This window comes from Rosistilla carotiformis (genome assembly GCF_007753095.1).
Classification (GTDB): Bacteria; Planctomycetota; Planctomycetia; order Pirellulales; family Pirellulaceae; genus Rosistilla; species Rosistilla carotiformis.
Genome location: NZ_CP036348.1, coordinates 5778558 through 5804260, shown reverse-complemented (window position 1 = coordinate 5804260; position 25703 = coordinate 5778558). Strand labels below are relative to the sequence as shown.

The window sequence follows — 25703 nt, the reverse complement described above, 5'->3', positions numbered from 1 at the left end:
TCATCATGAGTACACTGACCTCGGAATCCTCCGAACCGAAAACGCCAGTCGCATCTAGCGGCTCGCTTGGCGCTGCCACGTCGCTCGACATCCGCCCTAGCGGAATCGCCGCGGCTTGGATGCTGGCTCGCCGCGAATGGACACGCTTCTTCCGGCAGAAGAACCGCGTCGTATCCGCCGTCGTTCAACCGCTGCTGTTCTGGCTGATGTTTGGCGCCGGAATGCGAGGCTCGTTCTCCTGGACGACCAGCGGACAAGAAGGCTTCTTCGAATACTTCCTCCCCGGCACGATCGGTTTGATCGTGCTGTTCACCGCGATCTTCGCCACGATTTCGGTGATCGAGGATCGGCGCGAAGGGTTCATGCAAGGCGTGCTCGTTTCGCCGGTGGGCCGTTGGCCGGTGTTGGTCGGCAAAGTTGTCGGTGGCGGCGGAATCGCTTGGGCTCAAGCTGTTCTGTTCCTTGGCCTGGTGTTGCTGTTTGGCATGGCCAGCCCCGGGATTAACACGGTCTATGCGCTTGTGCTGTTGGCTGTGATGTCGATCACGTTGTGTTCGGTCGGCATGATCGTCGCCTGGCCGATGACCAGCACCCAAGGCTTTCACGCGGTGATGATGCTGTTCCTGATGCCGATGTGGTTGTTGAGCGGTGCGTTTTTCCCGATCCCCGCGATCAGCGACGCGACGTCGATCGGCCAGTCGATCCTGCACTGGATCATGCGCTGCAATCCACTCAGCTATTCGATGGTCGAACTCCGTCGGCTGCTCTATCCCGAGGTTGTCTTGGCCGACAACGTCTGGGGCCCGTCGTCGATGGTCACTTGGACGGTCTCGCTGCTGTTCATGATCGGATCGCTGGTCCTAGCGGGCTGGTTGATGCGAGGCAGCCGTCGCGCCGATCTGGTTTAGAGCGAACCGGCCCAGCCCCCTTCCCTTTTGCTGGGGAATCCTTCATCCTGAGCCAGCTGGATAATCTTTGGAAGCGGCTCTGGGCGGCTTCCCCCAACACCCGACGAATCGTAAGAAGCTATGGCCGTTCCACGCGTTTTGATCCTTCGTGCTCCGGGAACCAATTGCGACGAAGAGACCGCGTTTGCGTTTGAAGCTGCCGGTGCGGTCACCGAACGCGTTCACGTGAACCGGTTGATCGAAAATCCCAAACTGGCCGAGGACTTCCAAGTTCTCTGCCTGCCGGGCGGATTCAGCTATGGCGACGACATCGCTGCCGGGCGGATTCTGGCAAGCCAATTGGACCGCAACCTGGGCGATATGGTCCGCCAGTTCTGCGACCAAGACCGCCTGGTCCTTGGGATCTGCAACGGCTTCCAAGTTCTAATGCGACTGGGCGTGTTGACCTCGGGCGTTCGCGAGACGCAACCGGCGACGCTGACCTGGAACGATCACGGCCGCTTCGAAGACCGCTGGGTTCACTTGTCGGTCGACGAGACGCCATGCGTCTTCCTGAAGGGGATCGATCAGATGTATCTGCCGATCGCGCATGCCGAAGGCAAGTTCGTGACCGCCGACGCTGAGGCATTGAAGGCGTTTGGCGACGCGGGACGGTTGGCGCTGCGATACACAACCGCCGATGCGGGGCAAACCAGCGACGAAGTCCTGCCGTTCCCATCGAACCCCAACGGGTCCGAAGCGAACGTGGCCGGAATCTGCGACGCGACCGGCCGTTTGTTTGGCCTGATGCCTCACCCCGAACGCCACATCGATCCAACGCATCACCCACAATGGACGCGCCGCACCGAGCAGCCGCAGTGGGGCGAAGGGTTTGCCATCTTCAAAAACGCAGTCGATTATTTTGGTGAATAAGAACGAGCCAACGTTAGTCGGACGATTAAAGAAAATCGCAGGACCTGTCTTCGGGCTGATCCTGTTCTCCGTTGCCGCTTCGTTTTTGTACAAGAAGACGCAAGAGATCACCTGGGATGAATTCGCCGCGGGCGTCGCTAACATCCCACTGGCGTATCATCTGCTGGCCTGCGTGTTGGTCGCGCTTAACTATTTTGTCCTAACCGGCAACGACGTGTTGGCTGTCCAGTTTGTTGGGGCGGGCAGTTCGGGAGCCGAAGAGGGCCGCCCTAGGCTGAGCTATCGCAAGGTCGGCTTGGTCTCGTTCCTCGCCTACGCCTTCAGCAACAACATCGGCGCGGTGGCCGCCGGGATTCCGATCCGCGTCCGGTTCTATAGCGGTTGGGGATTGGGGACCGCTCAAATCGTGGCCCTGCTGGCCTTCACAAGTCTCTCGTTTTGGGTCGGTGTCTGCATGGTCGGCGGCGTGGTGCTGTCGATTGCGGAAATTCCGATGCCACCGAAGATCGATCTGCCGGTCAGTTCGCGGATCCTCGGTTTTACGCTGCTGGCAGCGATTGCCCTCTACGCGGCGCTCTGCACTTGGTGGCGTCGTCCGCTGCCGCTGGCGGGACTGAAGCTGTTGCCTCCCGGACCGGCACTGATGCGGAAGCAGATCGTTGTCGCGTCGATGGACCTGATTCTGGTGGCAACGACGCTGTACGTTTTGTTGCCGAGCGGGATTTCAGCCAGTTACCTGCAAGTCGTCGGCGTCTACCTACTGGCGCTCGCCGCCGCGATGCTGACGCAAGTCCCCGGCGGTCTGGGCGTCTTGGAAGCGATCCTGCTGACACTGTTAGCCAGCAGCGACGAAGCGGTCATCTTGGGCGCGCTGCTGATCTTCCGAATCTATTATTACGTCGTGCCACTGTTGGTCGCGTCCGTGGTGTTGGCGACCGTGGAGGTGCGATCGACGCGTGCCGCTCGGAAGCTATTGAGCGGCTGAGTCTTCTTCGTCGTCGGTGCTGGTCGCGGCGTCGAGGCTGGTTAGCGGAGCTGCCAGGCGGACTCGCAGGCTGACGATGCGGGGACCTTCGACGCGAAGGATCTCGATCTTCGCTCCGCCGATTTGAACCATGTCCCCCTGCTCGGCGACTCTTCCCAGTTGTTGCATCACAAATCCGCCCAACGAGTCGGAATCGTGCGACTGCAGCGTCAGCCCCATCATTTTGTTGATGTCGTCCAGCGGCGTCTGCCCGAGGACGCGGAAGGTTTGATCGTCTTCGCGAACGATGTCGCGGACCTGTTCGTCGAACTCGTCCTCCAGTTCTCCGACTAGCTCTTCGAGCACATCTTCCAGCGTGACGACGCCGACGACGGTTCCGTGTTCATCGACGACAAAAGCCAACAGCGATTGCGACGACTTAAAATGCTGCAGCAGCGTTTTGATCGGGATCGTTTCGGGAACGAAGTTTGGCGGCTGAAGCAGGGCGGCGCGGTCCAGCGGCTGCGAAAGATCGAGCCCGACCAGGTGCTGGATGTGCAGCACGCCAACGGCTTTCTCCAGCGATTGCTCGACGACCGGATAGCGACTGAAGCGGTATTTGCGGATCGTCGTGATCCAGTCTTCGATCGGAGCGTCCATCGACAGCGTGACCACATCGGTTCGCGGGGTCATGATTTGATGGGCCGATTGATCGTCGAACTCCAACACCGCGTTGATCAATTGGGCTTCGCTGCGCGTCAGTTCGCCATGCACATGCGATTGAGCGACCAGGTTGCGCAGCTCCTCTTCGGTGTGAGGCGTGCCATGTTCGTCGACCGCTTCAACGCCGATCGATCGCAGCAGCAGCGACGTGATCCAGTTCAGGGCGACCAGCAACGGATAGGCGACGTAATAGAAGCCGGCCAGGGGCAGAGCGCACCACACGGCCATCGGTTCGGGTTTGCGGATCGCAAAGATCTTGGGTGCCTGTTCGCCGATAACCAGATGCAGCGCCGTGATCGTAGTGAAGGCGAAGACCAGGGAAACGACATGCAGCACGTCGGGGTTGGAGATCCCGATCCAGGCGAAGACCGGTTCGATCAGATGATGGAACGCCGGTTCGCCGACCCACCCCAAGGCGAGCGAGGCGAGAGTGATTCCCAGTTGGCAAGCCGATAGCGACGCATCCAACCGCCTGGCGAGCCAGTTGGCAACTTTAGCGAACAGGTTGCCGCCGAGTGCCATCTGTTCCAGCCGGCTGGGCCGCGCCTTGACGAGCGCGAACTCCGCCGCAACAAAAAAGCCGTTGACCGCCACCAGCAGCAGGGCGATTCCAAAGTTGATCCAATTTTCCATAGTATCGATGACGGCCGATGTTAAGATTCCAACAAACGAAACATTTCAAGGGAACTTGCGATCCCAGCAAGCGCCACCAATGATAGACGCTATTGCGGCGTGTGCCGAGGATGGCGATAGGTTCTGTTTTCTCCATCGCAACGATGGGTGCCGCCTTGGCGGTGATTGGCGACGCCTGGCGACGGACTTTAAATCCTGTGGAAATGAAGCGACCGGATAACGAATCAACAATGGAACCTGTCGATCGCACCGCGGCGTTGAACCGTGAAACCGATGCCATCGAGGACGCGTATCGCACCCACAGCCGCGCGGTGTTCGCAACGCTGGTCCGATTGATCGGCGATTTTGATCTCGCCGAAGAAGCATTGCACGAAGCGTTTATCGCGGCGCTCGAAAAGTGGCAGCAACAGGGAATCCCCGCGGATCCGCGATCGTGGCTGGTGTCGACTGGACGGTTTAAAGCGATCGATGTGATTCGCCGCCGCGCACGATTCCATCGCGCGGCCGACGAACTGGTCCAACGCGTCGACGCGATCGCGGCGGCCAACGCAAGTGTCAGCGAGCGGGAGATCCAAGACGATCGCTTACGGCTGATCTTCACCTGCTGCCATCCGGCGATCGATCCCAAGGTCCAGGTTCCGCTGACGTTGCGAGAGGTCTGCGGGCTGACGACCGAAGAGATCGCCAGTGCCTTCCTCGCCTCGCCATCGACAATGGCTCAACGGATTGTCCGCGGCAAGGCGAAGATTCGCGACGCCAAGATCCCGTTTGTCGTCCCCTCGCTGACCGAATTGCCCGATCGGTTGGATGCCGTGTTATCGGTTGTCTATCTGGTCTTCAACGAAGGCTATTCGGCGTCTGCCGGGGAGAGCCTCACGCGCCCCGATCTTTCGCAAGAGGCGATCCGATTGAGTCGGTTGATCGTGGAGTTGTTGCCCGATCCCGAGGCGATGGGACTGCTGGCGATGATGCTGCTGCACGAATCGCGGCGGCAAGCTCGGCTGACGCCCGACGGCGACTTGGTGCTGTTGGAAGATCAGGATCGCAGTTTATGGGATCGCGATTTCATCGACGAAGGAAAGCTGTGGGTGCAGCGTTCGTTGGAATCTCGCCGCGTGGGCGGTTACGCGATTCAAGCGGCGATCTCGGCGGTTCACGCCGACGCGGCGACCGCCGATGCCACCGATTGGCCTCAGATCGTCGCCCTGTATGGCGCGTTGATGCAAGCGACGCCATCACCCGTGATCGAACTGAATCGCGCCGTTGCGGTGGCGATGGCCGATGGTCCCGCGGCGGGACTGCAGATCATCGATGCAATCCTGCAGCGCGGCGAATTGCAGGGCTATCGATTAGCGCACGCCGCCCGCGGCGAACTGCTCCGCCGCCTAGGAGATCGCGACGCGGCGAGGGCCGCGTTTCGGCGGGCGCTCGAACTGGCAACCCAGGAACCCGAGCGGCGGTTCTTAACGCGAAAGCTCGACGCGCTCGATCAGGTCGAGTAGTCGGAGTTAAACGTCACGTAAGCGGTCGTCAGATCGCTGGTCCAGAAGACCGAAGTCCCCGGCCCGTCGCCGACAGTCACTTCCAGCACCACCGTCTTGTCGGACGCCATGCTATCGCTGATCGTTTTTTCATCGAAGTCGATCGGCTGGCCTTTATCGAAAACCATTGCCCCGTTGATCTTCAGTTGACACAGTTCGGGCCGCACCAGGACGCCGGCATATCCTGCCGCCGACATGATCCGTCCCCAGTTGGGATCGTTCCCCGTCACCGCCGTCTTGACCAGCGGGCTGTCCGCAATCGCCTTGGCGATCTGCTTGGCATCGTCACAGCAATCGGCACCCGCGACACGGATCTCGATCACGTGCAACGCGCCTTCGCCGTCGGCAGGAATCTGTTTCGCTAATTCGATACAGAAATCGGTCAGCACTTCGGTGAAGCGAGTCAGATGTTCTTCGGCCAACGGCGTCGCCGATGCGGTGCCACTGCACAGCAGGTTGACCGTATCGTTGGTGCTCGTGTGCCCATCGACGCTGATGCTGTTAAAGCTTGCGTCGGCAGCGACACGCAGCGCCCGTTGCGCGTCGATCTTGGTGAGGTTGGCATCGCATAGCACCAATCCCAACATCGTCGCCATGTTCGGGCCGATCATCCCCGCTCCCTTGGCCATCGCGGCAAAGGTGATCTTCTGGTCGCCGATCTGTTCGCAGCGGAAGGCGAGCTTGCGACCTTGGTCGGTCGTCAGGATTCCGTCGGCGGCGGCGAGGAAATTGTCGGATGCATTGTTCAGCTGGCCGGCGGCCGACTCGATTCCTTTTTCGATGCGATCCATCGGCAACTTGTGCCCGATGATCCCGGTGCTCATCACCAGCACGCTGCTGGGATCGAGATCGCATGCTTTGGCGACAAGGTTTGTCATCGCCAACGCGTCGCGGTCACCTTGTTGGCCGGTGCAGGCGTTGGCGTTGCCGCTGTTGATCACGACAGCGCGAACGGCCGACGAAGGGGTCCGGCTGCGGCTGAGAACGACCGGGGCCGCGACGATCTTGTTTTGGGTATAGACGCCCGCGGCGACGAGGTCGCGATCACCAACAACCAGTGTTAGGTCCTTGCGGTCGGCTTTGGCTTTGATGCCGCAACACACGCCGGCAAATCGAAATCCTTGAGGAAGCTGCATCGTTCCCTTTCCTGGTCTGGCGAAAAAAAGTTTGGCGGCACAAAATAAATTATCGTATTGGGGGGATGCCGGGGCGTTGATTTTATGCAGGCGGAGGTTTGTTGAGTAGGCCGGTCGCCGCTGTTATCGGGACGACGCACGATCGGTTACAACCTACACTACACGCTTCGATCGCCTCTCCGCTGCTCCCTCTCGCTCTCCGAATCCAAGCCTATGTCGATTGTTGAAACGCGCGCGTTGACGAAACGTTTTGGGGACTTTGTTGCCTTGGACCGCTGCTCGCTGACGGTCCAACCTGGCGACGTGTTTGGTTTGCTGGGGCCCAATGGAGCGGGGAAGACGACGCTGCTGCGAACCCTGCTCGGTTTCCTGCGACCGAGTTCTGGAACCGCGTCGATCTGCGGTCACGATGTGTTCAGCGAAAGCTTGGCCGTCCGCCAGAACGTCGCCTACCTGCCCGGCGACGCGCGGCTGCCGCGACACATGCGGGGGCGCAGTGTGCTGCGATTCTTCAGCGACCTGCATCCGTTGGGTTCCGCCGAACGCAGCCTGGCGTTGGCCGACCGCTTCGAATTGGACCTGCAGCGCCGCGTCGGATTTATGTCGACCGGGATGCGACAAAAGCTGGCGCTCTGTGTCGTGCTGTCGACTCAGTCGCCGATCGTGATCCTCGACGAACCGACAGCCAACCTGGACCCTTCGGTTCGCAAGGCGGTGCTGGAACAGGTCGAACAGATCCGCGACAGTGGCCGCACGGTGATCCTTTCGTCGCATGTGCTCTCGGAAATCGAACAGGTTTGCAATCGAGTCGTCTTCTTGCGACGCGGCCAATTGGTGCTGGAGCAATCGATCTCAGAACTGAAGGATCGACATCGGATCATCCTTTGGATCGATGACAAACACTTTGAGATTCCGCATTCGCTGCGAGAACGCGTCGAGGAAACGTTTCGGGAAGGAGACCGGATTGTGCTGGAGACCGATAGTGATTTGGCACCTTTGCTCAGCTGGTTGGCGACCCTCGCGCCTCGCGAACTGCGATTGGAGCCTTTAGGAATCGAAGCGATCTACGATCGCGTGCACCATCCCGTCGGCGACGCCTCGGTCGCTGATTCCAACGCGCCGCAGGAGGTGGCATAGATGACACGCGTTTTGATTCGCAAGTATGTTGGTGAAGCGATTTTGCTGTGGCTCGCGTGCGCGCTCGCTTTGGTGTCGTTTAATGTGTTGCGCGTTTGGTTGGTCAGCCAGATGGAGATGGATCGCTTCAAAGCGATCATCGAACAGTTCCGCGAATACGAACGCTTTTCGCCGATCCCGTTCGATCAATTGTTCAGCTACGTCGGCCGGATTGGGATGACCTTTGATGAACCGATCGTCGTTTTATGCATCGTTGTCTGGGTGATCGCGCGGGGTTCCGATGTGGTCAGTGGCGAACTGGGGCGTGGCACGCTGGAGATGTTGCTGGCTCAACCGGTCACGCGCAGCCAAGTGATGCGGGCCCATGGGACCGTCGCGGTGCTGGGCTTGGCGGGGCTATCGCTGTGCGTCTGGCTCGGCATCTGGATCGGAATCATGCTGTTCAGTGTCAAACAGATTCCCCCAGCTCCTACGTTTTACATCCCCTTGATCGGCCTGCATCTGCCGCTGCCAACCGGGCCTGCCGAACCGATTTTTACGCCGATGCGGCAGTTCGTCTCGGCAGAGGTCTTTGGCGTGGGCGTGTTGAACCTGTTTGCGTTTGGTTTCGCGCTGTTGGGCATCAGTACCTGGCTCAGCAGCATCGATCGCTATCGTTGGCGTTCGGTCGGAGTGACGATCGGCTTTTATGTCGTCAACGTGATCCTGATGATCGCCTCCCAAGCGACCGAGCGACTCGATTGGTTGAAATATTTGACGTATTTCACCTGTTACATGCCGCAGGAGATCATCCAGCATCGGGTGAACCCCGAAACGGGGTCTCCTTGGCAGATCCTCCTGACAGGTCCCGACGGTACCCAGATACCCGGTCCCTTTGCGGCAACCCTGTTCTTGTTTGCCATCGGGACGGCAGGGTATTGTTTGGCGCTGCGACGTTTCAATCAACGCGATCTTCCCGCCCCTGTCTAGCCGAGAACCGGTTGAACCCCTCCAACTGGGTGGAATGCAAAACTACCGGTATTCTTTTGTTTAGAGTTGCCGGCGCGTGTGGAATTCGATAACTTTATGCATTGTCACTAGCTTCCCTAACACTCTGCGCCGCGAGATCTCATCATGCTTCGTTCCATCATAGCGCTGTCACTTTTGGTGGGTGGCGTTTTACAGCTCTCAGCCGACGATACCACTCAATCGCTTCGCGTGCGTACGGCGAGCACGCAACAGGCGCTCGGCGGAAGCGCTCCCTTTCCCGAAGGCTTGATTGCAAACGTCGATAGCACCGGCACGATGCAGGTTCAATTGATCGATCTTGCAACGGGCACCGGGGGCCCATCGGCGGTCGGTAATTTGTCGGTCTCGCTTGTTGGAGCCAATGGCCCTGTGGGACAGGCGATCGCCAATGCGGGCGGAGTTGCTGCATTGCGAGTTCCGGGAGCGGGTTGGTATTCGTTGGTCGTTGCCGATGCGAAACAACAAAAGCACGGTGTCCTATTCATCTATGCGAACGTCGCGAACGAAGCAAAGTCGGCTCCGTTGGTCTTCCCGATCGTTTCGGTTTCCGAAGCGGAAGTGCTGCGAAACATTCGCGGTTATCTCGGTTCGCCCGAAGGCCCTTTTGCACCGTTGGCTGGTTTGGAAGCCTATCAGGTTTCCGGCAGCAGTTTCTATCAAGTCCAATTGGCGTCCGATGGCAGCCTCAAGGGACAGGTTTTGGCACCGCTGCGAGCGGACATGAAGACGATTGGTTCGCTGGAATCGATCAACGTCTCGATCGTGAAAGCGGGAACCGTGGTCACGCGAGCAGTCACCGACACCGCCGGAGGTTTCTCGGTGGCGGGTTTGAATCCAGGTGTTTATGGCGTGATCGCTGCGGGACAACTGGGATACACTGCGTTCTCCTTTGAATTGCTTGCCGCCCCAACCGTTTCGGCTGTTCAACCCGTCAGCATGCGAACCAATCTGCAATCGGTCGGCAACGTGCTGATCTGTGGTCTGGTCCCGACTTCGATGCTCAACTCGACGATCGATGCGATTCGCAACAGCTACCAATCGACTGGCGGGATCGCGAACGCGGCCGCTGGAAATGGCGCAGCCCCTGCCGGTGGCAGTAACATGGGCGGCGGCGGTGGTGGTGGCGGCGGAGGCGGTGGAGGAGACTTGGCCGCATTGGCTGGTTTGGCAGCCGCGGCAGCCGTTTTGGCGAGCGATGATGATGATGACGACGTCGCCAGCCCAGCAGCCCCCTAAGTTCGCAAGTGTCCGGTTTGGGAACACTTTAAATTTCTGATAAATTGACGTGTAAGAGGCCTTCGAAATTCGAAGGCCTCTTTTTTTGGCATCGTCTGCGGCGAGTGACGCATCCCTCTCGTTTGGTTTTCCGATTGCCGTCGGTTTCACTGCGGAAGCCTATTGCCGCGACCTGCGCGGTGAGGTGGCCAGACGAAGGCTTCGGGGGCGACGGATGTACCTGCGCTACTCGCTGCGCGGCGAATATGCTACGGTCAGGTAGTCCGCCTCGCAAACCACGCCGCACCCCTCGCATTTGACTCTGCCCACTCATGCCAACGCGACCCCGCGCGATCCTCGCGACCGATATGGACGGCACGCTGTTGCCGCTGCAAGACGATCCGACTCACATCGCCGACCTGCAAACCTTGCTCGAAAATTTGCAAGCCAACGACGTGCAAGTGCTTCCCGTCACGGGGCGCGATCGCGCGGCGATGATCGAAGCGTTGCAGGCGTTTCGGATTCCGGCACCCGAAGTCGCGATCTGCGATGGCGGCACGACGATCGTTGTCCGCAACGACGACGGTGACTTCGACTACCTGCCCGACTTCCAAACGCATCTGGAAGCGAACTTCGCCAGCTTTGCGACCGATGACGTCTCCTACCTGCTGAGAGATTTAGTCGACCTGCGGTTCCGCGCCACCGAAAAACAGAACCAGTTCAAGATCAGCTACTTCGCCGAAGCAAAGACGCTGCAAGCGACGGTTGCCACGATTCAAAGCCGTCTGCGCGACTCGGGGATCGATTGCGATGTGATCTCGGGTTTCAATCTCCATTGGGGCGAAGGGCTCGTCGACATCCTGCCGGCAGGACTCTCCAAAGCCTACGCCTTGCAGTGGTGGTTGGATCGCAGCGGCAATGATCGCGATCAAGTTATCTTCGCCGGCGACGGTGGCAACGACTTGGAGGTCTTCCTCGCGGGATATCGCACGATCGTCGTTGGCAATGCCGAACCGGAGATCGCGTCGACAGTTTATGCAGCCCACCGCACCGGCAAAACGTTGGATCGATTCTATCTGTCGGAGGCTCGAGCGACGTCGGGTGTCTTGGAAGGATGTCGTTGGTTCGAACTCGTGCCGCCGGAAAAACGAGAGTCCCGTTCCAGCGATCCGCTGGGCGCGGTCCCCGTCTCCTGCAACGCGACCCATTTCAATATCTGGGCTCCCTACGCGGGACGGCTTGCGATCGAAAAGCAGACCGACGGCGAAGTCCAACGCTTCCGGATCCAGCCCGACGAAGATGGATACTTCCATCGCACGGTCCGCGGAATCGGTGGCGGCGATCGGTATCAAATCTCATTGGACGATCGCGTCAGTCGCCCCGATCCCGCTTCGCGCTTCCAGCCGCAAGGCGTTCACGGCCCTTCGATGGTCGTCGATCATCGCAAATATCCGTGGCACGATGCGGACTATCGCGGCGTCGCAAAAAGCGACCTGGTGATCTACGAAATGCACTTCGGAACCTTCACTAGCGAAGGATCTTATCTGGCGGCGATCGATCGGATCGAAGAGCTTGTCTCGCTAGGGATCACCGCGGTCGAAGTGTTACCGTTGGCCCAGTGTGCCGGTTCACGCAACTGGGGCTACGACGGAGTCCAAATCTATGCCGCCACCGAAAATTACGGGACGCCCGACGATTTCAAACGCTTCGTCGACGCCTGTCACGCCGCCGGAATCGCGGTGATCTTGGACGTCGTCTACAACCACCTGGGGCCCGAGGGAAACTACCTTCACGACTTCGCTCCCTATTTCTCCAAGCGACATCACACGCCTTGGGGCGACGCGTTCAACTACGACGGCGAGAACTGCGAATCGGCGCGGCGATTTGTGATCGAGAACGCCGTCTATTGGCTGCGCGAATACCATCTGGACGGTTTGCGTTTGGATGCGGTCCATTTCATGTTCGACGACAGCGACCAGCCGATCCTCCGCAGCATCCGTCACGCGGTCACCGATTTTGCCAGCACCGTCGATCGCCCGATTCATTTGATTGGCGAAGCGAACATCTACGATCACGCCCTCGTCTCGCCGACCGATGGGACCGCCTACGATGCGATCTGGGCCGACGATATCATGCACGCGATCTATTCCCACACCGTTCCGGATATCAATCTCGCGCATCGACATTACGCGGGAGCGAGCGACATCGAAGAAGCGTTGCAGCACGGCTACCTGCACACCGGGCCCAAGGTCACGCGGATCGATAGCGAAGTCCGTCGCCAGATGCACGCCGAGGGAGACTTCTCGTTTTTGCCATCGCTGATCTGCGGTTTGCAGACGCACGATTGTGTCGGCAACCATCCGCATGGTTCCCGCTTCCATCAACTCACCTCGACCGAAACCCAACGCGCCGCGATCCCGTTGCTGATGCTCTATCCATCGATCCCGATGATCTTCATGGGAGAGGAGTACGCGTGCGACGCACCCTTCATGTTTTTTGTCGACTTCGGCGATCCGCGATTGCGACGCGCCGTCGACCGCGGTCGCCGCAACGAATACCCGCATCACCAATGGAAAGGTGCGATCGCGCCGAGCCACGATGATGCGTTTGCGAATTCCAAGTCGATCCAGATCAAAGACCCCGCGATCTGGCAATGGTATCGCGACTTGATCGCGCTGCGGAAAACATGGCAGCGGGAGTCGTTGTTGGATTGGAAAAATCTGTCGGTCGTCTGCGATCCCGCGCGGTCGTTGTTCGCGCTACAATATCAAGCTCCCAACGGCCGACCGAAGTTTGTCGTTTCGCGATTTTCCGCCCCCGCGGATGAATTGCCTCCGCTGTCGCTGCAAATCGACGGCGAGGTGTTGATGCAGTCGTCGGTTCATCGCGATTCGCCGACTCAGCTGACCCTACAAAATCAAGCGGTTCTGATCGGCGAGGGGACTTGGAATCTCGCCGCGGGCCAGTAGTGCACATCTTGGGAATTTTGAATATGAATCGAACGTTGTCGCCAATAACCGCTGCGCGATCGAAAACGGTTTCGCTGGTGATCTGCATCGCGTTGCTGTTGTCGGGCTGTTCGTCCAGCAGCGATTCTTCGGCCGACGGATCGACCTCCGACGCGACCGGATTGCAACAGGTGACGCTGCAATTGAACTGGTTCCCCGAAGCGGAACATGGCGGTTATTATGCGGCCGATGTTCATGGCTACTTCGCCGACGAAGGGCTTGAGGTGACGTTGTTGCCCGGCGGGCCCAACGTTCCCGTCGTCCAGTCGGTTGCGGCCGGGCGAGCTGCATTTGCCGTGACCAATGCCGATCGCGTCCTGTTTGGCCATCAAGCCGGCGCGGAAGTTGTCGCGTTGTTCGCCCCGATCCAGAACACGCCGCGATGTATCATGGTCCATCGCGAATCGGGGATTTCGAAGCTGGCCGATCTTCGCGACGTCACGCTGGCGATCGGTACCGGCCCGGCGTTCTTTCAATACATGCAGAAGCATCTGCCGCTGACCGGCGTCGAGACGATCGCCTATCCCGGCAGCATCGGCCCCTTCTTGGCGAACAAACGGTTCGCCCAACAGGCTTACATCTTCAGCGAGCCCTATGTCGCCAAACAGCAGGGAGCCGATCCGGTCGCGCTAATGGTCTCCGAGATCGGATACAACCCGTACGCCAGCGTGCTGGTTGCAAGTCGCAAGACGTTGGATACGCAGAGCGACCTGGCCCAGCGAATCGTGCGGGCGAGCGCTCGCGGTTGGCAAAAATATCTCGACGATCCGGCCGAAACCAACGCCCTGATCGATTCGATCAATCCCGACATGGATGCCGGTGCGCTGGCGTTTGGGGCGGAGCAGATCCGTCCGTTATGCGACCGCGAAGATCCCTCCGCCCCGCTGGGCCAGATGACTGCCGCGCGATGGCAGACGTTGATCGATCAGATGGTCGAAATCGAACTGGTCGATGCCGATAAGGTATCAGCCGCCCGCGTCTTCGACGATCGATTCATAACGCCAACTGCACCACAGGAATGATCTTGGTAGCCGAAGCATTCCGTGGCAGACGTGAGCCAGTCTAAGCTGCATGCTAACGGCTGCTTCGCCCGACATGGGAAGTGGCAGAATGATAACGGCAGAATAATTTTGGGTGGTGGTTTGGGGGCGGGAGATGTCGTTCGTTGGTCGCGATTTCATTTTATCATCTGCCCACATTATTCTGCCAAACAAGCCGCATCCAACAATCCGTCGTTCGGTGAGAGAAGCCTCCGCCGCCTCTGCGTTCTCTATGGCTGACATCGTCCACAAAACCGGGCCCTGTGAGGCGAGTAAGTTTTTAGATTGTGGTTGGAGTCTCGGTTTCAGTGAAATCGGTGCAGCGGTCGCGGTGTCAGGAGACCATCGCAAGATCGAGTTTGTGCCCCTCATGTACGGCGCTCCCGTTAACCGGGCAGCGACATGCTGGGTTGGATTTTAGGCTCGGTGCGAAAGTCTGCGTCGGTCGATTGGTGTGTTGTGATTTTTTCAGTGGTGCGTGTGAAGGTGAATTCGTTACATCCATGCCCTGCCGATGTGGTCATTTCTTCGAGGAAGAATCCGCGGTCTCGCAGAAAGCGAAAGACTTCTTCCGGCTTCGCGACCTCAAACGGCCACCCACCGACCCAATCGACCAGATCATACCAGCCATGCATTCCACGGGATTGGGTTTCTGTGGCCCAATTCATTAGCGGCACGAAGGGGTTGCGCAATGTAAGTAGTCGCAAGACGCAAGCAAGCATGGTGACCACAAGGCGTTTCGCAAATGCGGAGAACCCTATCGCAACGACGTACAGTGGTCGGAGGAAGGCAGGCAGGCGGTGGTAGATGTGTTTTATGGCGCGCCAGACGCGCGAAATATACAGCTGATCGTTGTAGATCGCGAGCACGATCGATCCGTCTGGCTCCACGAGCGGCAACAGATTTTCGATCGCCGTCCACATGCTGCCGGAATGATGGGCAACACCCCAACAATACACACCCTCGAAACTCCCAAGCGTGTCAAGGAACACTTGGTCCAATAACGAACCACGCATCACACGCCAGCGGTCATCGTCTGTTGCGTATCGCCGCCTGAGTTCCTCAGTGCATGCCACCGAATCATGATCGACGTCGAAAGACGTAACGACGGCCCCAAGTCGATACGCAGCCAAACTGAACAGGCCACTTCCGCTTCCCGCATCGAGGAACCGGTAACCGTTGAGGTCTTGTCTTTGAAGTAGATTTCGTAAAGAAGCCTCAGCAGCCTTGATGCGCTCCTCATTCAGGCTGGCCAGGAATCGTGCCCAGTTTTTTCCAAATGCGAACGGAGCATCGGGCGTTTCAATTTGGACAGGAGCTTCGCGAGCATCCGTCATAGGCATTCTATCGAGATGCATCAAACTGCGATTGTCCTAACGGCGGTTGAATGTAAGGCTCTGAATTTCAGGTGCCATGTGAATGATTGTTCTGGTTTTGCGTTGGGGCGCTTACTTGCCTTTATTGAGATCCCATTGACAGATAAATCCGGGGCGACCGGATGAAGTAAGGTTGGGATACGCTTTTGGATCGAGTGGGTAGTCCCACCATAAACCGTTGAGCTTGGTCAACGACACCGCATAATGCTCGACTCTCATCGCATTATTCGGTTGATGAAAGTTCTTCTTGTCCCAGTTTGTGAAAATTACACTCGTTCCATCCGTGTGTATCCAAGTCCCTTCACGCTGGTGATCGCTAATATCTAACCAGAACCCAGATAAATTTGCTTTCTTTGCAAGGTTCGTCAAGAAATCGTTCTCTTGATTATTTGATATCCGTGGTAGCGTTCCGCCCAACCCAGTACATCTCTCTCGCGCTTGCTCCCACGTCAGTTGATCTGGGAAGACCTTATACGCAAGGTGCCCGAAACGGATAGCGTCATGCGGTATGACGGCTTTGCCTGAAACAAACTGTTCTAGCTTGGCTTGGACCGATTTCGCCTGTTCGATGGCTCCGGATTTGGTTAGGTCGGTGACGGTCTGCTCGTACGCTGAAATCATTTTAGATTTCGCCAAACTCATCTTTCGCGAATACGCACGCACGGAAACCATTTTGGGAAGTTGCTGATGTTCCTTAAACTGAGTGATTTCATCGTCAATTCTCTGCAGGCTTTTCAGGTCACCTCTTTTCTGCGCAATCTCCCGTTTGGAAGCCAGGGCATCAAGTAATTCCTCACGGTATTGCTCGATTTCAGCGGTGTAGTTTTTTTCCGCTGCTACGACTCGGTCGAGCAACGAGTCATCGGCGCAACACACCAATATGGATGTCAAGGCAATACACAGCGTAAGTGTGATTCGTTCTGGCATCAGGATTCTCCGACTGTATGCGATTTAGGCAAGACGTCATTCGTGACAAGGCGAACGAGGCTCCACTCAGGCACGCCTCGTGAGAATCGGTTGTTCTTGGACGGTTTGCGGAGCGGGCGAAGATGGCATTCCCCAATCGTCGTTGACGTTGCGTAGGCGATGCGTTTCGTTCCGGAACAGCCTGTTCACCCGGCCTGCTCCTGGACAACCTCGTCTGTTCCGAAACGTCGATTTTACCCACTAGGCGGTTGTGTGCAAGCGATATTGTGAGGGGGCCGGCTTCGGAGGCGTCGCCACCGTGGTTAAACAATGCGGGCAGTCGTGTCCCCGTGGGGACGTCTTGCGTAGCGGAGCCCATCAAGAGTTTCGGCGGAGGGATTTGCGGTGGGGCTAAAACAACTGAAGGTTTGAACCCCGCGAGTCACACCGGATTGGATCATTGTTTTTGCCACAGAGCTCACCGAGTTCACTGAGAAATCTCGATGCCGATCCAGGTCTCTGTGAACCCGGTGGCCAATTTTCGCACTCCGAAGGGCGAAGCTCTGATCGTTCACTTAGCCCGAGCCAAACCACGTGAGTTCGGTGGGCGAAGTGCCGGCCTGGAGAAAGCTGCGGATTTCGATTCAATCGATCAACACCAGCGCGTCGTGCAGTTCGTTCACGTCGTCGGTGGCTCGAGGAAGCGGACCGGCGAGCTTTTCTCCTGCCGCGGCAATCACGTTGGAAATCGCTTCGCTCGCGTCGCCTTGGCGAAGGCCGTCGGTCAGTTGTTGGCAGAGTTGATCGAGGAAGTTCTGCCCCATTTTATCGATGATCTCTTGGTCGCCGAGGACGACGGCGATGTGTTCAAACAGGGAGACATAGATCAGTAGACCGGTCGAACCGGTTGTGTGATGGATCCGTTTGTCGAAGAACGTTTCGCGAGCTCGTGCGTAAACCTCTTCCTGCATCTGCTGGCGAGGAGTGAACAATCGCCGGAGCCATCCGATCCGACTCCCGATCCAAGCACCTGCGATGAACGCAACCACGACGCTGGCAACCATCGTCAACAGACCGACGTAGTTCGGAAGGCCACTCCAGCTGCCCGTTTCGTCGAGTTGCCGTGGGAACATCACCCAAGCCGTGATCGCGGCAAGAATCGCCAGCCAGAGCCCGATCATGTCCTCCGGTCGGTCGTAGCGGCCCGACGATGTCGCCACGACTGGCACGATTTCGCACGACGTCTTGGCTTCAGCTGCCACGACCGCCGCTTCGACGCGTTTGCGTTGTTCGTCGTTGATCAATTCCGTTGCACTTTTCATGATCGCCTCTGTTTACCAAGATCCCGTTGCACCGCCACCACCGGACGAGCCGCCGCCAAACGACCCACCGCTGAACCCTCCACCGCCACTGCCACGACTTGTCATCATCTGGTAGAGGATCACTCCGAGGACGGTAAAGAGGGCACCCCAGAAAAGCCAAGCCCAGCCGCTGGATCCGTTGCGGACCAGCGAGACGATCGTGAAGATCGCCAGTCCGACAAATCCGACTCCCAACGCGTAATGCCACCAGGGACGCGGTCGTGTCGGCAGTTGCAATTTGCGAGCCATCATGTCGAGTGCTTCGACGCCGGCCGCAATCCCTTCCGAAAATCGCCCCTGTTTAAATTCGGAAACGATGTAGTCGTCCATGATCTGTCGGCAGAGGGCATCTTCGCGGCGTCCCCATCCGCCTCCAAGCTCGATCCTTGCTTTCCGGTCGTTTCTGGAAACCAGCAACAGGATCCCCGTATTCCATTCCTGGCCGCCCAATGTTGCCTGACCGATTCCCCATTGATCGAAAAGCAAAGTGGCAAACGTCTCGATCCGCAGCCCTTCGCCGCCGTATTGAGCCATCGATTCGATGGTGATCACGATGATCGGCGTCGCTTTGTCGGTCAGCAGACTGTCGCACAGTTCTTGGATCTGTTCCTTGGCGCCAGGGTCGAGCATCCCCGCCAGGTCGCGGACAAATTCACGCTCCCCCGGCGGCTGCAAATCGATTTCAATCGCCGACGCCGCTGAGGCGGCTAGCAAGCCATAGGCGATGATTGCGGCGCAACAAACAAACGCCCCACTCCTGCGTCGACTAATCATCTCGATCTCCCCCTTATCCTTCGAACCTACGCGTGCGATCTCTCGCTGTTGTTCGTCAACCGATTCCCATTCTTTGCTAACTTCCATACCCGGCGTCGACTGTTTGGGCGCCGTCATCCGCGACCTTGTCGTGGTTGGCGGTTTTGCCAAACAGCATCCAGAGGAAGTCGATCGCGGCGAATACGAGCAGCTTACCGGGCCAGCAACAAATCCGGCCCCGCAGAGCGGATCGCAGAAGGTAGCCGGTGGTGTAAGCGTAGCGAATACCAGCGGAAACGACAACGCAATGGATCGCTGTCCTCGGCGGGGGCGCAGAACCGTCTGCAATCCCGTTGGGATTGCGCTTCGTAATGCGGCTCGCGATCCGGAGGTGCGCCGCTGCGCGACGACCTCCGGCTACCGTCTTGAATCCCTGCGGGATGTTTGTGATTCCGCAGCAACCGCAAATCGTTTAACCGCGTGCCCAACGGGCCGCGCGTCGAGGGGCATGGACGCGCGGGGCGTTGCCACCGCGGTTAAACGAAGCGATATAACGTGTTGGCCACTGAGCTCACCGAGGCCTCAGAGAAATTCAGAAGAGACTCTGTGAACTCTGAGTCCTCTGTGGCTAATTGTTACATCCCGAGAGGCGACGCCGCCGCTAGACGACCTCCGGCTGTCGTCTAGCATCCCTGCGGGATCGTGAGAATCCGCTGCCACCGCAAATCGTTTAACCGCGTGCCCAACGGGCCGCGCGTCCGAGCCTCATGGACGCGCGGGGCGTTGCCGCCGCGGTTTAACGAAATGATTTGAAATGTAAGCCACCGAGATCACCGAGGCCTCAGAGGAATTCAGAAAAGACTCTGTGAACTCTGAGTCCTCTGTGGCTGCCGCCGGATCGGTAGTGGACGAGGCAACGAGGCCTTGAGCGAAATATTGCTTCGGACACGGGGGTTGGGGCGATGGCATGCGGGCTTGTAGCCTCGTCCACTACGGCATGCGGGACTCGTAGCCTCGTCCACTACGGGGGCAGATGGGCGCAGGACCACCGGCTTCTTTGCCTATCAGCCTACTCAGCAGGTGGCTGGGGAGGTTTGGCTTCGTGGCGGCAGATGGTTGCAGTGGGGGCGGAGAGTTCGGTTCGGAGGGCGCGGAGGATGGGGACCGCTCTTTCGCGTTCTAGCCCGGCGCTGTGGCGGCCGGCGCGTTGGGCGAAGAACAATCGGGTGCGGAGGTGGTCGAGGCACTGGCAATCCGATTTGGCTTCGTCGCTGCACGATTCTCCAAGCTCGTTCCAGAATGCGTAGCCGTCGAAAGTCAGCGCAAACTCTTCGATAGCAACCATCTCCGCCTCATCCGCCGGTATGTCGCGCAACCGAAGCTGCAACGAAGGAATGATTTTGATATCCACGGAAGTTGTCCAGGTTCAGAGCGAGTTTTAAGTCGGTAGCAGGAACGGTTTTAGAGCCGAGAAGGTTTCGGGAATCAGAGATTTGAGTCCTGGAACCTTTACTGGATCAAAATACCTACTCGTAGTACTGTGGTGCATCGAATAGTTGTGCGAAACTATTTCAAAGTTAAGATCACAAATGATCATATCATGCCGGGCTAGTGTATAAATATCGGTTCCCAAAGTTGAGGATATACAGGATGGCTGACGAACAATCTCGGTTGGATAGTGAATTTGTCACACTGAATGCAGTTCGTGAGCTGATTCGGTTGGCAACAGACGGTGATGCGCGAAAAAGCACATACGATCAGGCATTAGAATTTGGAGCACAAATTTGTCCGAAAATTCTCGGTGATGACAGTTTGTTAAAGAAGCACCGCGAAAGTGACATGGTGCGGAAGTATCGACAGAAAGCACGGGCGATGAGTGTTCAGTCGAATGCGAAAGTCGAAGCGTTGGGGTTGGTGCGAAACGACATCAAAGAATATGAATCATTGGTTAAGGCTGGCGGGCAGAAAAAAGATGTCGACCGATTGCAGAAAGAGTTGGTCGATATGAAACGTGCGGAGGAAGCATTGAATCCACAACGGCATTCAGAACATCAAGCAATTTTTCGTGATGCGAGAACAGCGATTCGAGGAATACCTGAAGTCAATGTTGGGTTGGGAACAAGGGATTTTGAATTGCCTGACGGCGACATTCTGCGCTTGCGAGTGCTGCATCCTGATAATCCAGAGCATATTAGCGGTGCTGATATTGTTTATGAACGCCACGATAGATTTAAGAAGGCAGTGAATATTGTTGGGGTTCAGTACAAGATCTGGGAGAATAGAGAGCTGTATCTAAACGAAGAGAGGATGCAGGAGCAACTCACGAAAATGGGCAAATTCTTTTGTGAGAACAACTTGTGCAAGGCAGGAGTAGAAGATCACAAGTTTCGATTTCCATATTGCAGCGCATTTCTGCGTCCAACGGATAGATTGCAGTCGCCAGACCAGAAGCTGATGTCAACAGGTGAGCATGTTCCTATTTGCCAAATTGAGAACGTCAAAACCACCGGAGTCCGTGGTGGCGTGAAGCTTACGTACGAAAATGTTCGAAAGTTGTCATTGTCTTATGACGTATTTGAAGGTTTGTTTACCACGAAGAAAATCGGATCACGCACGCTTGGCTATGAGGAGTTGCTTGGTCTTTATGATCAGTTTGGTGATTTGGTTGACAGCGATCGAGTGTTGATTCATGCTCAGGAATTTCAATCTGACTTGTCTGATCCGTTGTTTTCTAGTCTGCCGTGATGTGAGTATAAAATATGTTTCAGGGCTCAAAATGAGCTTTGAGTATTGGGATTATTTATTGGTCTACACGTTGGTCGTGAGGAATCTTGCGTTCTAGGAATCAGAGGAAGGGGGCCTGGATCCTTCGTGTTTCCTGGAGTCGGTGCATGCGGTGAGGAAATGTTAGCACCTCTACTTGGGACGTGGGGTAGGGGCTAGGTCGTCAGCAGAAAACTTAGAGGAAAACTTTTTCGCTTCCGCAAGAATAGGAGCAATGTTGGTTTCAAACACGTGGCCACTCGCAGTTCGTACGGTAGCCAAGTATGCAATTGAAGCGTAATATTCGCACGCCTCGTTCTCATCGTAGAGCATCCATTGGCTAGCGCATTGACGTGTTGCGCCAGCGGCGACATCAGCAATCACGGAAGACGAAAGCGTCTGGACATGGCGTCCCCAGACATTGAAGACGAGAAACCGCGTTTCAAAAGCCCGAATCTCCTCAAGAGCTTTAACGGAATAACGGGACGCATAAACATATTGAGCGGGCCTGTAATCGGTTTCAGGTTCGTAAACCGTCCAGACGCCAACGCAACCGGTTAGCCCAGCGGGTAGCGTCTTGTCAATTACGGTGATGAACTCTCGTTCGAGGCTCGATTCCTTGTTCAATACAATGGAGTGCGTTAACCGCGTACGAATTGATCCACCAGGTTGTCTAAGGACGACGATGTTTTCCGACAGCGGAGAATCTGGCGATGTAGTTAGACTTGCCGTCAGTGACTCAGTAATCGTGCCCTCGTCGCCACATTTCGGACATTTGATCCGTCTGCCAACATAGGTGTCCGAAACAGTTTGTGAGTGATCGCAATTAGAGCAGTCAAACGAAGCCATTGAAGTAAGGGTTCCTAATTAGGCTAACGATCTTACTCATCGAGCCAGCCAGTGAGAGTTGGTTGAATTGTTCTGGGGTGGTGTTTCAGAGAAGGAAGCTGTTGGGGGAATTTGCCGAGATTTTCCCGCAGGACGGCTAGCTTCGACAAGCGAGATTCGCTTCGTTCTATGGGATGGCATATTCGGGCAATCGGCGACCGTTTTTCCTCTCAAGTTCAGATTGAGGATTTTACCCTGCGATCGGCGTAACGCAAGCGTGCGCAAGAGGGGGGGGCGAAGTTCATGCGCAACGATGACACCAAAACATCGTTGTGGTGATCCTCAGCGTGGGCTGCAACGAGTTGATGCGCTCGTGCACGGGATGTCGGGCGAACGTCGCGCCAGCTACAGCACGCGGCGGACGATTAGCTGGGCGATCGCGATGGCGACGGCTATCGTGACCATCCAGAAGATGTTTTCGTGACGAAAAAACGAACGGCCAGGATCGTTGTTGGAATTCATCGCGTTGGTCCCTCCCTCTCTCGACCCATTATATGGCGTGGCAGCGGCGATGGCACGGATGTTTTTTCGTTGGGGCGGAGGGCAGAATGGTGACGCGGTTGCGTTGGTGTTGAACAGATCGCATTGTGTTTTGGTTTAACCGCGAGCCCATCGGGCCGCGTGGCGGCTGATCGGGGCGCGCGGCGTGCGCGGGGTTGGAGAGAACCGGACGCTAACGCGTGGCGGCTGAATGGGATGCGGGGTGAGTAGTGGTTGGGGGGCGCATAAAAAAACCGGTCGCTTGCGCGGACCGGTTTGGAGTTGTTCCTAATTAGCCAAGAGGCGTCGGTTACTTTTCGGCCAGGTAACGCTCGGCGTCCAGGGCGGCCATGCAGCCGGTGCCGGCCGACGTGATCGCTTGGCGGTAGTAGTCGTCGGCGACGTCGCCGGCGGCAAAGACACCTTCGACGTTGGTGTTGGTACGGAACGGCTTGGTCCACTGGATGTAGCCCTTTTTGTTCATCGTCACCGCGCCGCCGAGGAAGGCGGTGTTGGGCGTGTGCCCAATCGCGACAAACATCCCGCCCACCTTCAGCTCGCGCGTCGAATCGTCGACGGTGCTACGCAGACGCAGGGCGTTGACGAGTTTGCCGTCGCCGAGGACTTCGTCGACGACGGTGTTCCAGCACATCTCGATGTTAGGATGATTCAACGCTCGCTCTTGCATCACCTTCGACGCGCGCATCTCATCGCGGCGGACGATCAAGTAGATCGTGTCGGCACCTTTCAGATTGGCCAGATAGGTCGCCTCTTCGACCGCCGAATCGCCACCGCCGACAACGGCCAGTGGTTTGCTGCGGTACAGCGGCAGCGCGCCGTCGCAGACCGCACACGCGCTGACTCCCTTGTTCTTGTAAGCGTCTTCGGATTCGAGGCCGATGTAGTTGGCTCGGGCTCCGGTCGCGATGATCACCGTGTGGGCTTTGACGGTGTCGCCATTGCCAGCGGTCAGGGTGTGGACGTCGCCGGAGAAATCGACGCTGGCGATATCGTCGCTGACGACGCGGGTGCCGAAGTTGAGCGCCTGCTGCTTCATCAGCTCCATCAGCTCGACGCCTTGGACCGCGTAGTGCGGTTGGCCATCTTTTTCGTGGCCGGCGGGAGCGGGGGGCAGGTTCCAGTGCCGGGACTTATCGACCGCTGATTCGACGAAGGCGCGGATGTTGCCGGCCGGGAAGCCTGCAAAATTTTCGACTTCGGTGGTAAAAGCCAATTGGCCCAGCGGAATCATTTCCGGACGGACGGTCCCTTCGTAAACGACCGGATTCAAATTGGCGCGGGCGGCGTAAATTGCTGCCGACCATCCTGCGGGGCCGCTGCCGATAATTACGGTTTTTTCAATCGTGTCCGACACCAAGAGGGTACTCCGTGCAATGGGTAAGGTTCTATTGGAACCATCTGTATCAAATTTGGGGCCCGTATTATAGGTCGCTGCCGCGATTCCACCACCTGGAAACCCGGTTTGCGAGGGGCAATCGGGACGCGATTTGTGTCGCGATGGGAAAGTGGGTGCGGCAATCAACGATTTGCAGCTTGGCGACATCGCAGGGCCCGGGCGTTCGGGGCAATGATGAGGTATGCTGAGGGAGAGCGAACGCCGTTTTTGTTGGCTGACCGGGCACGAACCACTCACGCACAATCCGCCCATGGCGATAAAACCATCCATGAACCGCGATCTCACCCGCAGCATCCTCTCGCTCGCGCTGGCGTCGATCCTGCTTGCGACCGCCACGCTTCTGATTTCCGTTGCCATCGATCAAACGGTGGGGTTGCGTCCGGGCTGGCCTGCGATCGCCGAGGAGCGGACGCCAGTGGCGCGTCGCCCGCTGCCGCCTCCAGGCAGCTATGAACCGACGATCGATCAAGCCCCGATCGACGCGAATCTGCGTCAGTTGTGGGAATCGCTGAACGAGCAGGAGACGAAAACGCCGCTCAAATTCCCCGTCGAAGTCGAGCGAGCGATGTCGATCGATTCCGATCGCGGCGTCTGAACGCTTGCAGCGGCCCTGAGCTTCAGCGCTCAGATCGCTAGCAAAACAGCGGCCGCGCGGAACCTTGCCGGTCAGATCGGGTTTGCCCTGAACGTTTGGTTTTGACAGAATCCACAATTGGGGAATTTCAGTCGATCCATGGGACAAGGATGTCGGTGGCGAAGATGAAGAAGGGACATTGGCGTAAGCTCAGCAAAAACCGGCGTTTGGTTTTAGACGTCTGTGCACTCTCACGGCGGATGCCGCTGTTTCCCGCTGAACGGACGATCGATCTGACGGCGGTTGCCGAAGCGCGCGGTGCGTCCTCGCAACGGATCTCCTGGGCAGCAATCTTTACCAAGGCCTTTGCGCTGACGGCCGCGCAACAACCCCAGTTGCGGCAGACCTATTACCGGCTCCCTTGGCCGCATCTGTACGAACACAACCATTCGGTCGCTTCGATCGCGATGCACCGCTTCGATGGCGATGAGGACCGATTGTGCTGGGCGCGGATTCGCCGCGTGGAAGAGTTGTCGCTGGCCGATCTGCAGTCGCGGCTGGACGACTTCAAGAGCCAACCGATCGACGTCGCCTTCAAGTCGCAGCTGCGGATGTCGCGGTTGCCGATGCCGATTCGTCGCTTGATGTGGGGGCTGGCTTTAAATCTGAGCGGCCGATCGCGCGCTAAGTCGGTTGGCACGTTTTCGATGTCGTCGGTTGCCGGGCTGGGCGCCTACAACCGCTTCCATCCGACGATGCTGACCAGCAGCCTCAGCTATGGCCCGATCGACGACGACGGCCGCTGTTTGGTGACGTTGATCTGCGATCACCGCGTGATCGATGGCTATCGCGCGGCGATCTGTTTGCAGCAGATCGAATCGATACTGCAAGGGCCGATTGTCGACGAACTGGATCAGACGTTGCCATCGCATACGGCCGCGGCACGCGCGGCGTGAGTTG

21 protein-coding genes are annotated in these 25703 nt (G+C 57.7%); 12 read left to right on the top strand and 9 right to left on the bottom strand.

Annotation, left to right across the window (positions count from 1 at the left end; translation table 11 throughout):
• Nucleotides 1-5 precede the first annotated feature (5 nt).
• The 3 genes from Poly24_RS21005 (at nt 6) to Poly24_RS20995 (ending at nt 2805) form a co-directional block, all read left to right on the top strand.
• Nucleotides 6-908 (top strand): ABC transporter permease, encoded by a 903-nt coding sequence (locus tag Poly24_RS21005; RefSeq protein WP_145100227.1) that lies wholly within the window; start codon nt 6-8, stop codon nt 906-908.
• Between the two features lie 120 nt (nt 909-1028).
• A complete protein-coding gene (gene purQ / locus Poly24_RS21000; protein ID WP_145100224.1) occupies nt 1029-1820 on the top strand; it encodes a phosphoribosylformylglycinamidine synthase I in 792 nt (263 codons plus the stop codon).
• Nucleotides 1813-2805 carry a lysylphosphatidylglycerol synthase domain-containing protein gene (locus tag Poly24_RS20995; RefSeq protein ID WP_197452065.1) on the top strand — a complete coding sequence of 331 codons (993 nt, stop codon included), beginning with the start codon at nt 1813-1815 and terminating at the stop codon, nt 2803-2805. Before purQ ends, Poly24_RS20995 begins: the two co-directional genes overlap by 8 nt.
• Here the strand turns inward: Poly24_RS20995 and Poly24_RS20990 are convergent.
• Complete coding sequence (locus Poly24_RS20990; RefSeq protein ID WP_145100218.1) at nt 2791-4140, bottom strand: hemolysin family protein; 1350 nt, start codon at nt 4138-4140, stop codon at nt 2791-2793. The two genes, Poly24_RS20995 and Poly24_RS20990, sit on opposite strands and share 15 nt — an antisense overlap.
• Before the next feature lie 230 nt (nt 4141-4370).
• Here Poly24_RS20990 and Poly24_RS20985 point away from each other — a divergent pair, with 230 nt between their 5' ends.
• Nucleotides 4371-5642, top strand: coding sequence for an RNA polymerase sigma factor (locus Poly24_RS20985; protein ID WP_145100215.1), 1272 nt, complete (start codon nt 4371-4373; stop codon nt 5640-5642).
• On the opposite strand, the gene argJ is transcribed toward Poly24_RS20985, so the two are convergent.
• On the bottom strand, nt 5630-6817 hold the full coding sequence (gene argJ, locus Poly24_RS20980) for a bifunctional glutamate N-acetyltransferase/amino-acid acetyltransferase ArgJ (RefSeq protein WP_145100212.1): 1188 nt from the start codon (nt 6815-6817) through the stop codon (nt 5630-5632). The genes Poly24_RS20985 and argJ overlap by 13 nt on opposite strands.
• A gap of 213 nt (nt 6818-7030) precedes the next feature.
• On the opposite strand from argJ, the gene Poly24_RS20975 reads away from it, so the two are divergent.
• From Poly24_RS20975 to Poly24_RS20955, 5 genes are all read left to right on the top strand, one after another.
• The gene (locus Poly24_RS20975; protein ID WP_145100209.1) at nt 7031-7954 is read left to right on the top strand and encodes an ABC transporter ATP-binding protein; all 924 of its coding nucleotides are present in this window, start codon (nt 7031-7033) and stop codon (nt 7952-7954) included.
• On the top strand, nt 7955-8923 hold the full coding sequence (locus Poly24_RS20970) for an ABC transporter permease subunit (protein ID WP_145100206.1): 969 nt from the start codon (nt 7955-7957) through the stop codon (nt 8921-8923). It abuts the gene before it with no gap.
• A 144-nt stretch (nt 8924-9067) separates the two neighbouring features.
• Nucleotides 9068-10198, top strand: coding sequence for a hypothetical protein (locus Poly24_RS20965; protein WP_145100203.1), 1131 nt, complete (start codon nt 9068-9070; stop codon nt 10196-10198).
• Nucleotides 10199-10509: 311 nt separating this feature from the next.
• Nucleotides 10510-13146 carry a malto-oligosyltrehalose trehalohydrolase gene (gene treZ, locus Poly24_RS20960; RefSeq protein ID WP_145100199.1) on the top strand — a complete coding sequence of 879 codons (2637 nt, stop codon included), beginning with the start codon at nt 10510-10512 and terminating at the stop codon, nt 13144-13146.
• A gap of 23 nt (nt 13147-13169) precedes the next feature.
• Entirely contained in the window at nt 13170-14207 is a 1038-nt protein-coding gene (locus Poly24_RS20955) for an ABC transporter substrate-binding protein (RefSeq protein ID WP_145100196.1), read from the top strand.
• 404 nt (nt 14208-14611) lie between these two features.
• Here the strand turns inward: Poly24_RS20955 and Poly24_RS20950 are convergent, their stop codons facing one another.
• The 5 genes from Poly24_RS20950 to Poly24_RS20930 form a co-directional block, all read right to left on the bottom strand.
• On the bottom strand, nt 14612-15562 hold the full coding sequence (locus Poly24_RS20950; RefSeq protein ID WP_145100194.1) for a class I SAM-dependent methyltransferase: 951 nt from the start codon (nt 15560-15562) through the stop codon (nt 14612-14614).
• 111 nt (nt 15563-15673) lie between these two features.
• The gene (locus tag Poly24_RS20945; protein WP_145100191.1) at nt 15674-16528 is read right to left on the bottom strand and encodes a C-type lectin domain-containing protein; all 855 of its coding nucleotides are present in this window, start codon (nt 16526-16528) and stop codon (nt 15674-15676) included.
• Nucleotides 16529-17151: 623 nt separating this feature from the next.
• On the bottom strand, nt 17152-17829 hold the full coding sequence (locus tag Poly24_RS27500) for a TPM domain-containing protein (protein WP_231753265.1): 678 nt from the start codon (nt 17827-17829) through the stop codon (nt 17152-17154).
• A gap of 12 nt (nt 17830-17841) precedes the next feature.
• Nucleotides 17842-18759 carry a TPM domain-containing protein gene (locus Poly24_RS20935; RefSeq protein ID WP_145100188.1) on the bottom strand — a complete coding sequence of 306 codons (918 nt, stop codon included), beginning with the start codon at nt 18757-18759 and terminating at the stop codon, nt 17842-17844.
• Between the two features lie 931 nt (nt 18760-19690).
• A complete protein-coding gene (locus tag Poly24_RS20930) occupies nt 19691-20032 on the bottom strand; it encodes a hypothetical protein (RefSeq protein ID WP_145100185.1) in 342 nt (113 codons plus the stop codon).
• A 239-nt stretch (nt 20033-20271) separates the two neighbouring features.
• Between Poly24_RS20930 and Poly24_RS20925 the strand changes: the two genes are divergently transcribed.
• Entirely contained in the window at nt 20272-21366 is a 1095-nt protein-coding gene (locus Poly24_RS20925) for a hypothetical protein (RefSeq protein WP_231753264.1), read from the top strand.
• Between the two features lie 171 nt (nt 21367-21537).
• Here Poly24_RS20925 and Poly24_RS20920 read toward each other — a convergent pair whose 3' ends face one another.
• Together Poly24_RS20920 and Poly24_RS20915 are read right to left on the bottom strand one after the other, a co-directional pair.
• A complete protein-coding gene (locus Poly24_RS20920; RefSeq protein ID WP_145100182.1) occupies nt 21538-22011 on the bottom strand; it encodes a hypothetical protein in 474 nt (157 codons plus the stop codon).
• A gap of 1051 nt (nt 22012-23062) precedes the next feature.
• Nucleotides 23063-24127, bottom strand: a complete 1065-nt coding sequence (locus Poly24_RS20915; protein WP_197452064.1) for an FAD-dependent oxidoreductase — start codon at nt 24125-24127, stop codon at nt 23063-23065.
• 310 nt (nt 24128-24437) lie between these two features.
• On the opposite strand from Poly24_RS20915, the gene Poly24_RS20910 reads away from it, so the two are divergent.
• Both Poly24_RS20910 and Poly24_RS20905 read left to right on the top strand, forming a co-directional pair.
• Nucleotides 24438-24764 (top strand): hypothetical protein, encoded by a 327-nt coding sequence (locus Poly24_RS20910; protein ID WP_145100178.1) that lies wholly within the window; start codon nt 24438-24440, stop codon nt 24762-24764.
• A gap of 101 nt (nt 24765-24865) precedes the next feature.
• Nucleotides 24866-25699: a hypothetical protein gene (locus Poly24_RS20905; protein ID WP_231753263.1), complete on the top strand. Its 834-nt coding sequence runs from the start codon at nt 24866-24868 to the stop codon at nt 25697-25699.
• Nucleotides 25700-25703 lie beyond the last annotated feature (4 nt).

Excerpts from the sequence above, each read along its gene's own strand:
- Poly24_RS20950 (WP_145100194.1), bottom strand. The coding sequence starts at position 15,562 with ATGACGGATGCTCGCGAAGCTCCTGTCCAAATTGAAACGCCCGATGCT.
- Poly24_RS27500 (WP_231753265.1), bottom strand. The coding sequence starts at position 17,829 with ATGAAAAGTGCAACGGAATTGATCAACGACGAACAACGCAAACGCGTC.
- Poly24_RS20925 (WP_231753264.1), top strand. The coding sequence starts at position 20,272 with ATGGCTGACGAACAATCTCGGTTGGATAGTGAATTTGTCACACTGAAT.
- Poly24_RS20985 (WP_145100215.1), top strand. The coding sequence starts at position 4,371 with ATGGAACCTGTCGATCGCACCGCGGCGTTGAACCGTGAAACCGATGCC.
- Poly24_RS20945 (WP_145100191.1), bottom strand. The coding sequence starts at position 16,528 with ATGCCAGAACGAATCACACTTACGCTGTGTATTGCCTTGACATCCATA.
- Poly24_RS20990 (WP_145100218.1), bottom strand. The coding sequence starts at position 4,140 with ATGGAAAATTGGATCAACTTTGGAATCGCCCTGCTGCTGGTGGCGGTC.
- Poly24_RS20970 (WP_145100206.1), top strand. The coding sequence starts at position 7,955 with ATGACACGCGTTTTGATTCGCAAGTATGTTGGTGAAGCGATTTTGCTG.
- Poly24_RS21005 (WP_145100227.1), top strand. The coding sequence starts at position 6 with ATGAGTACACTGACCTCGGAATCCTCCGAACCGAAAACGCCAGTCGCA.
- Poly24_RS20935 (WP_145100188.1), bottom strand. The coding sequence starts at position 18,759 with ATGACGGCGCCCAAACAGTCGACGCCGGGTATGGAAGTTAGCAAAGAA.
- Poly24_RS20965 (WP_145100203.1), top strand. The coding sequence starts at position 9,068 with ATGCTTCGTTCCATCATAGCGCTGTCACTTTTGGTGGGTGGCGTTTTA.
- Poly24_RS20955 (WP_145100196.1), top strand. The coding sequence starts at position 13,170 with ATGAATCGAACGTTGTCGCCAATAACCGCTGCGCGATCGAAAACGGTT.
- Poly24_RS20975 (WP_145100209.1), top strand. The coding sequence starts at position 7,031 with ATGTCGATTGTTGAAACGCGCGCGTTGACGAAACGTTTTGGGGACTTT.
- treZ (WP_145100199.1), top strand. The coding sequence starts at position 10,510 with ATGCCAACGCGACCCCGCGCGATCCTCGCGACCGATATGGACGGCACG.
- argJ (WP_145100212.1), bottom strand. The coding sequence starts at position 6,817 with ATGCAGCTTCCTCAAGGATTTCGATTTGCCGGCGTGTGTTGCGGCATC.
- purQ (WP_145100224.1), top strand. The coding sequence starts at position 1,029 with ATGGCCGTTCCACGCGTTTTGATCCTTCGTGCTCCGGGAACCAATTGC.
- Poly24_RS20910 (WP_145100178.1), top strand. The coding sequence starts at position 24,438 with ATGAACCGCGATCTCACCCGCAGCATCCTCTCGCTCGCGCTGGCGTCG.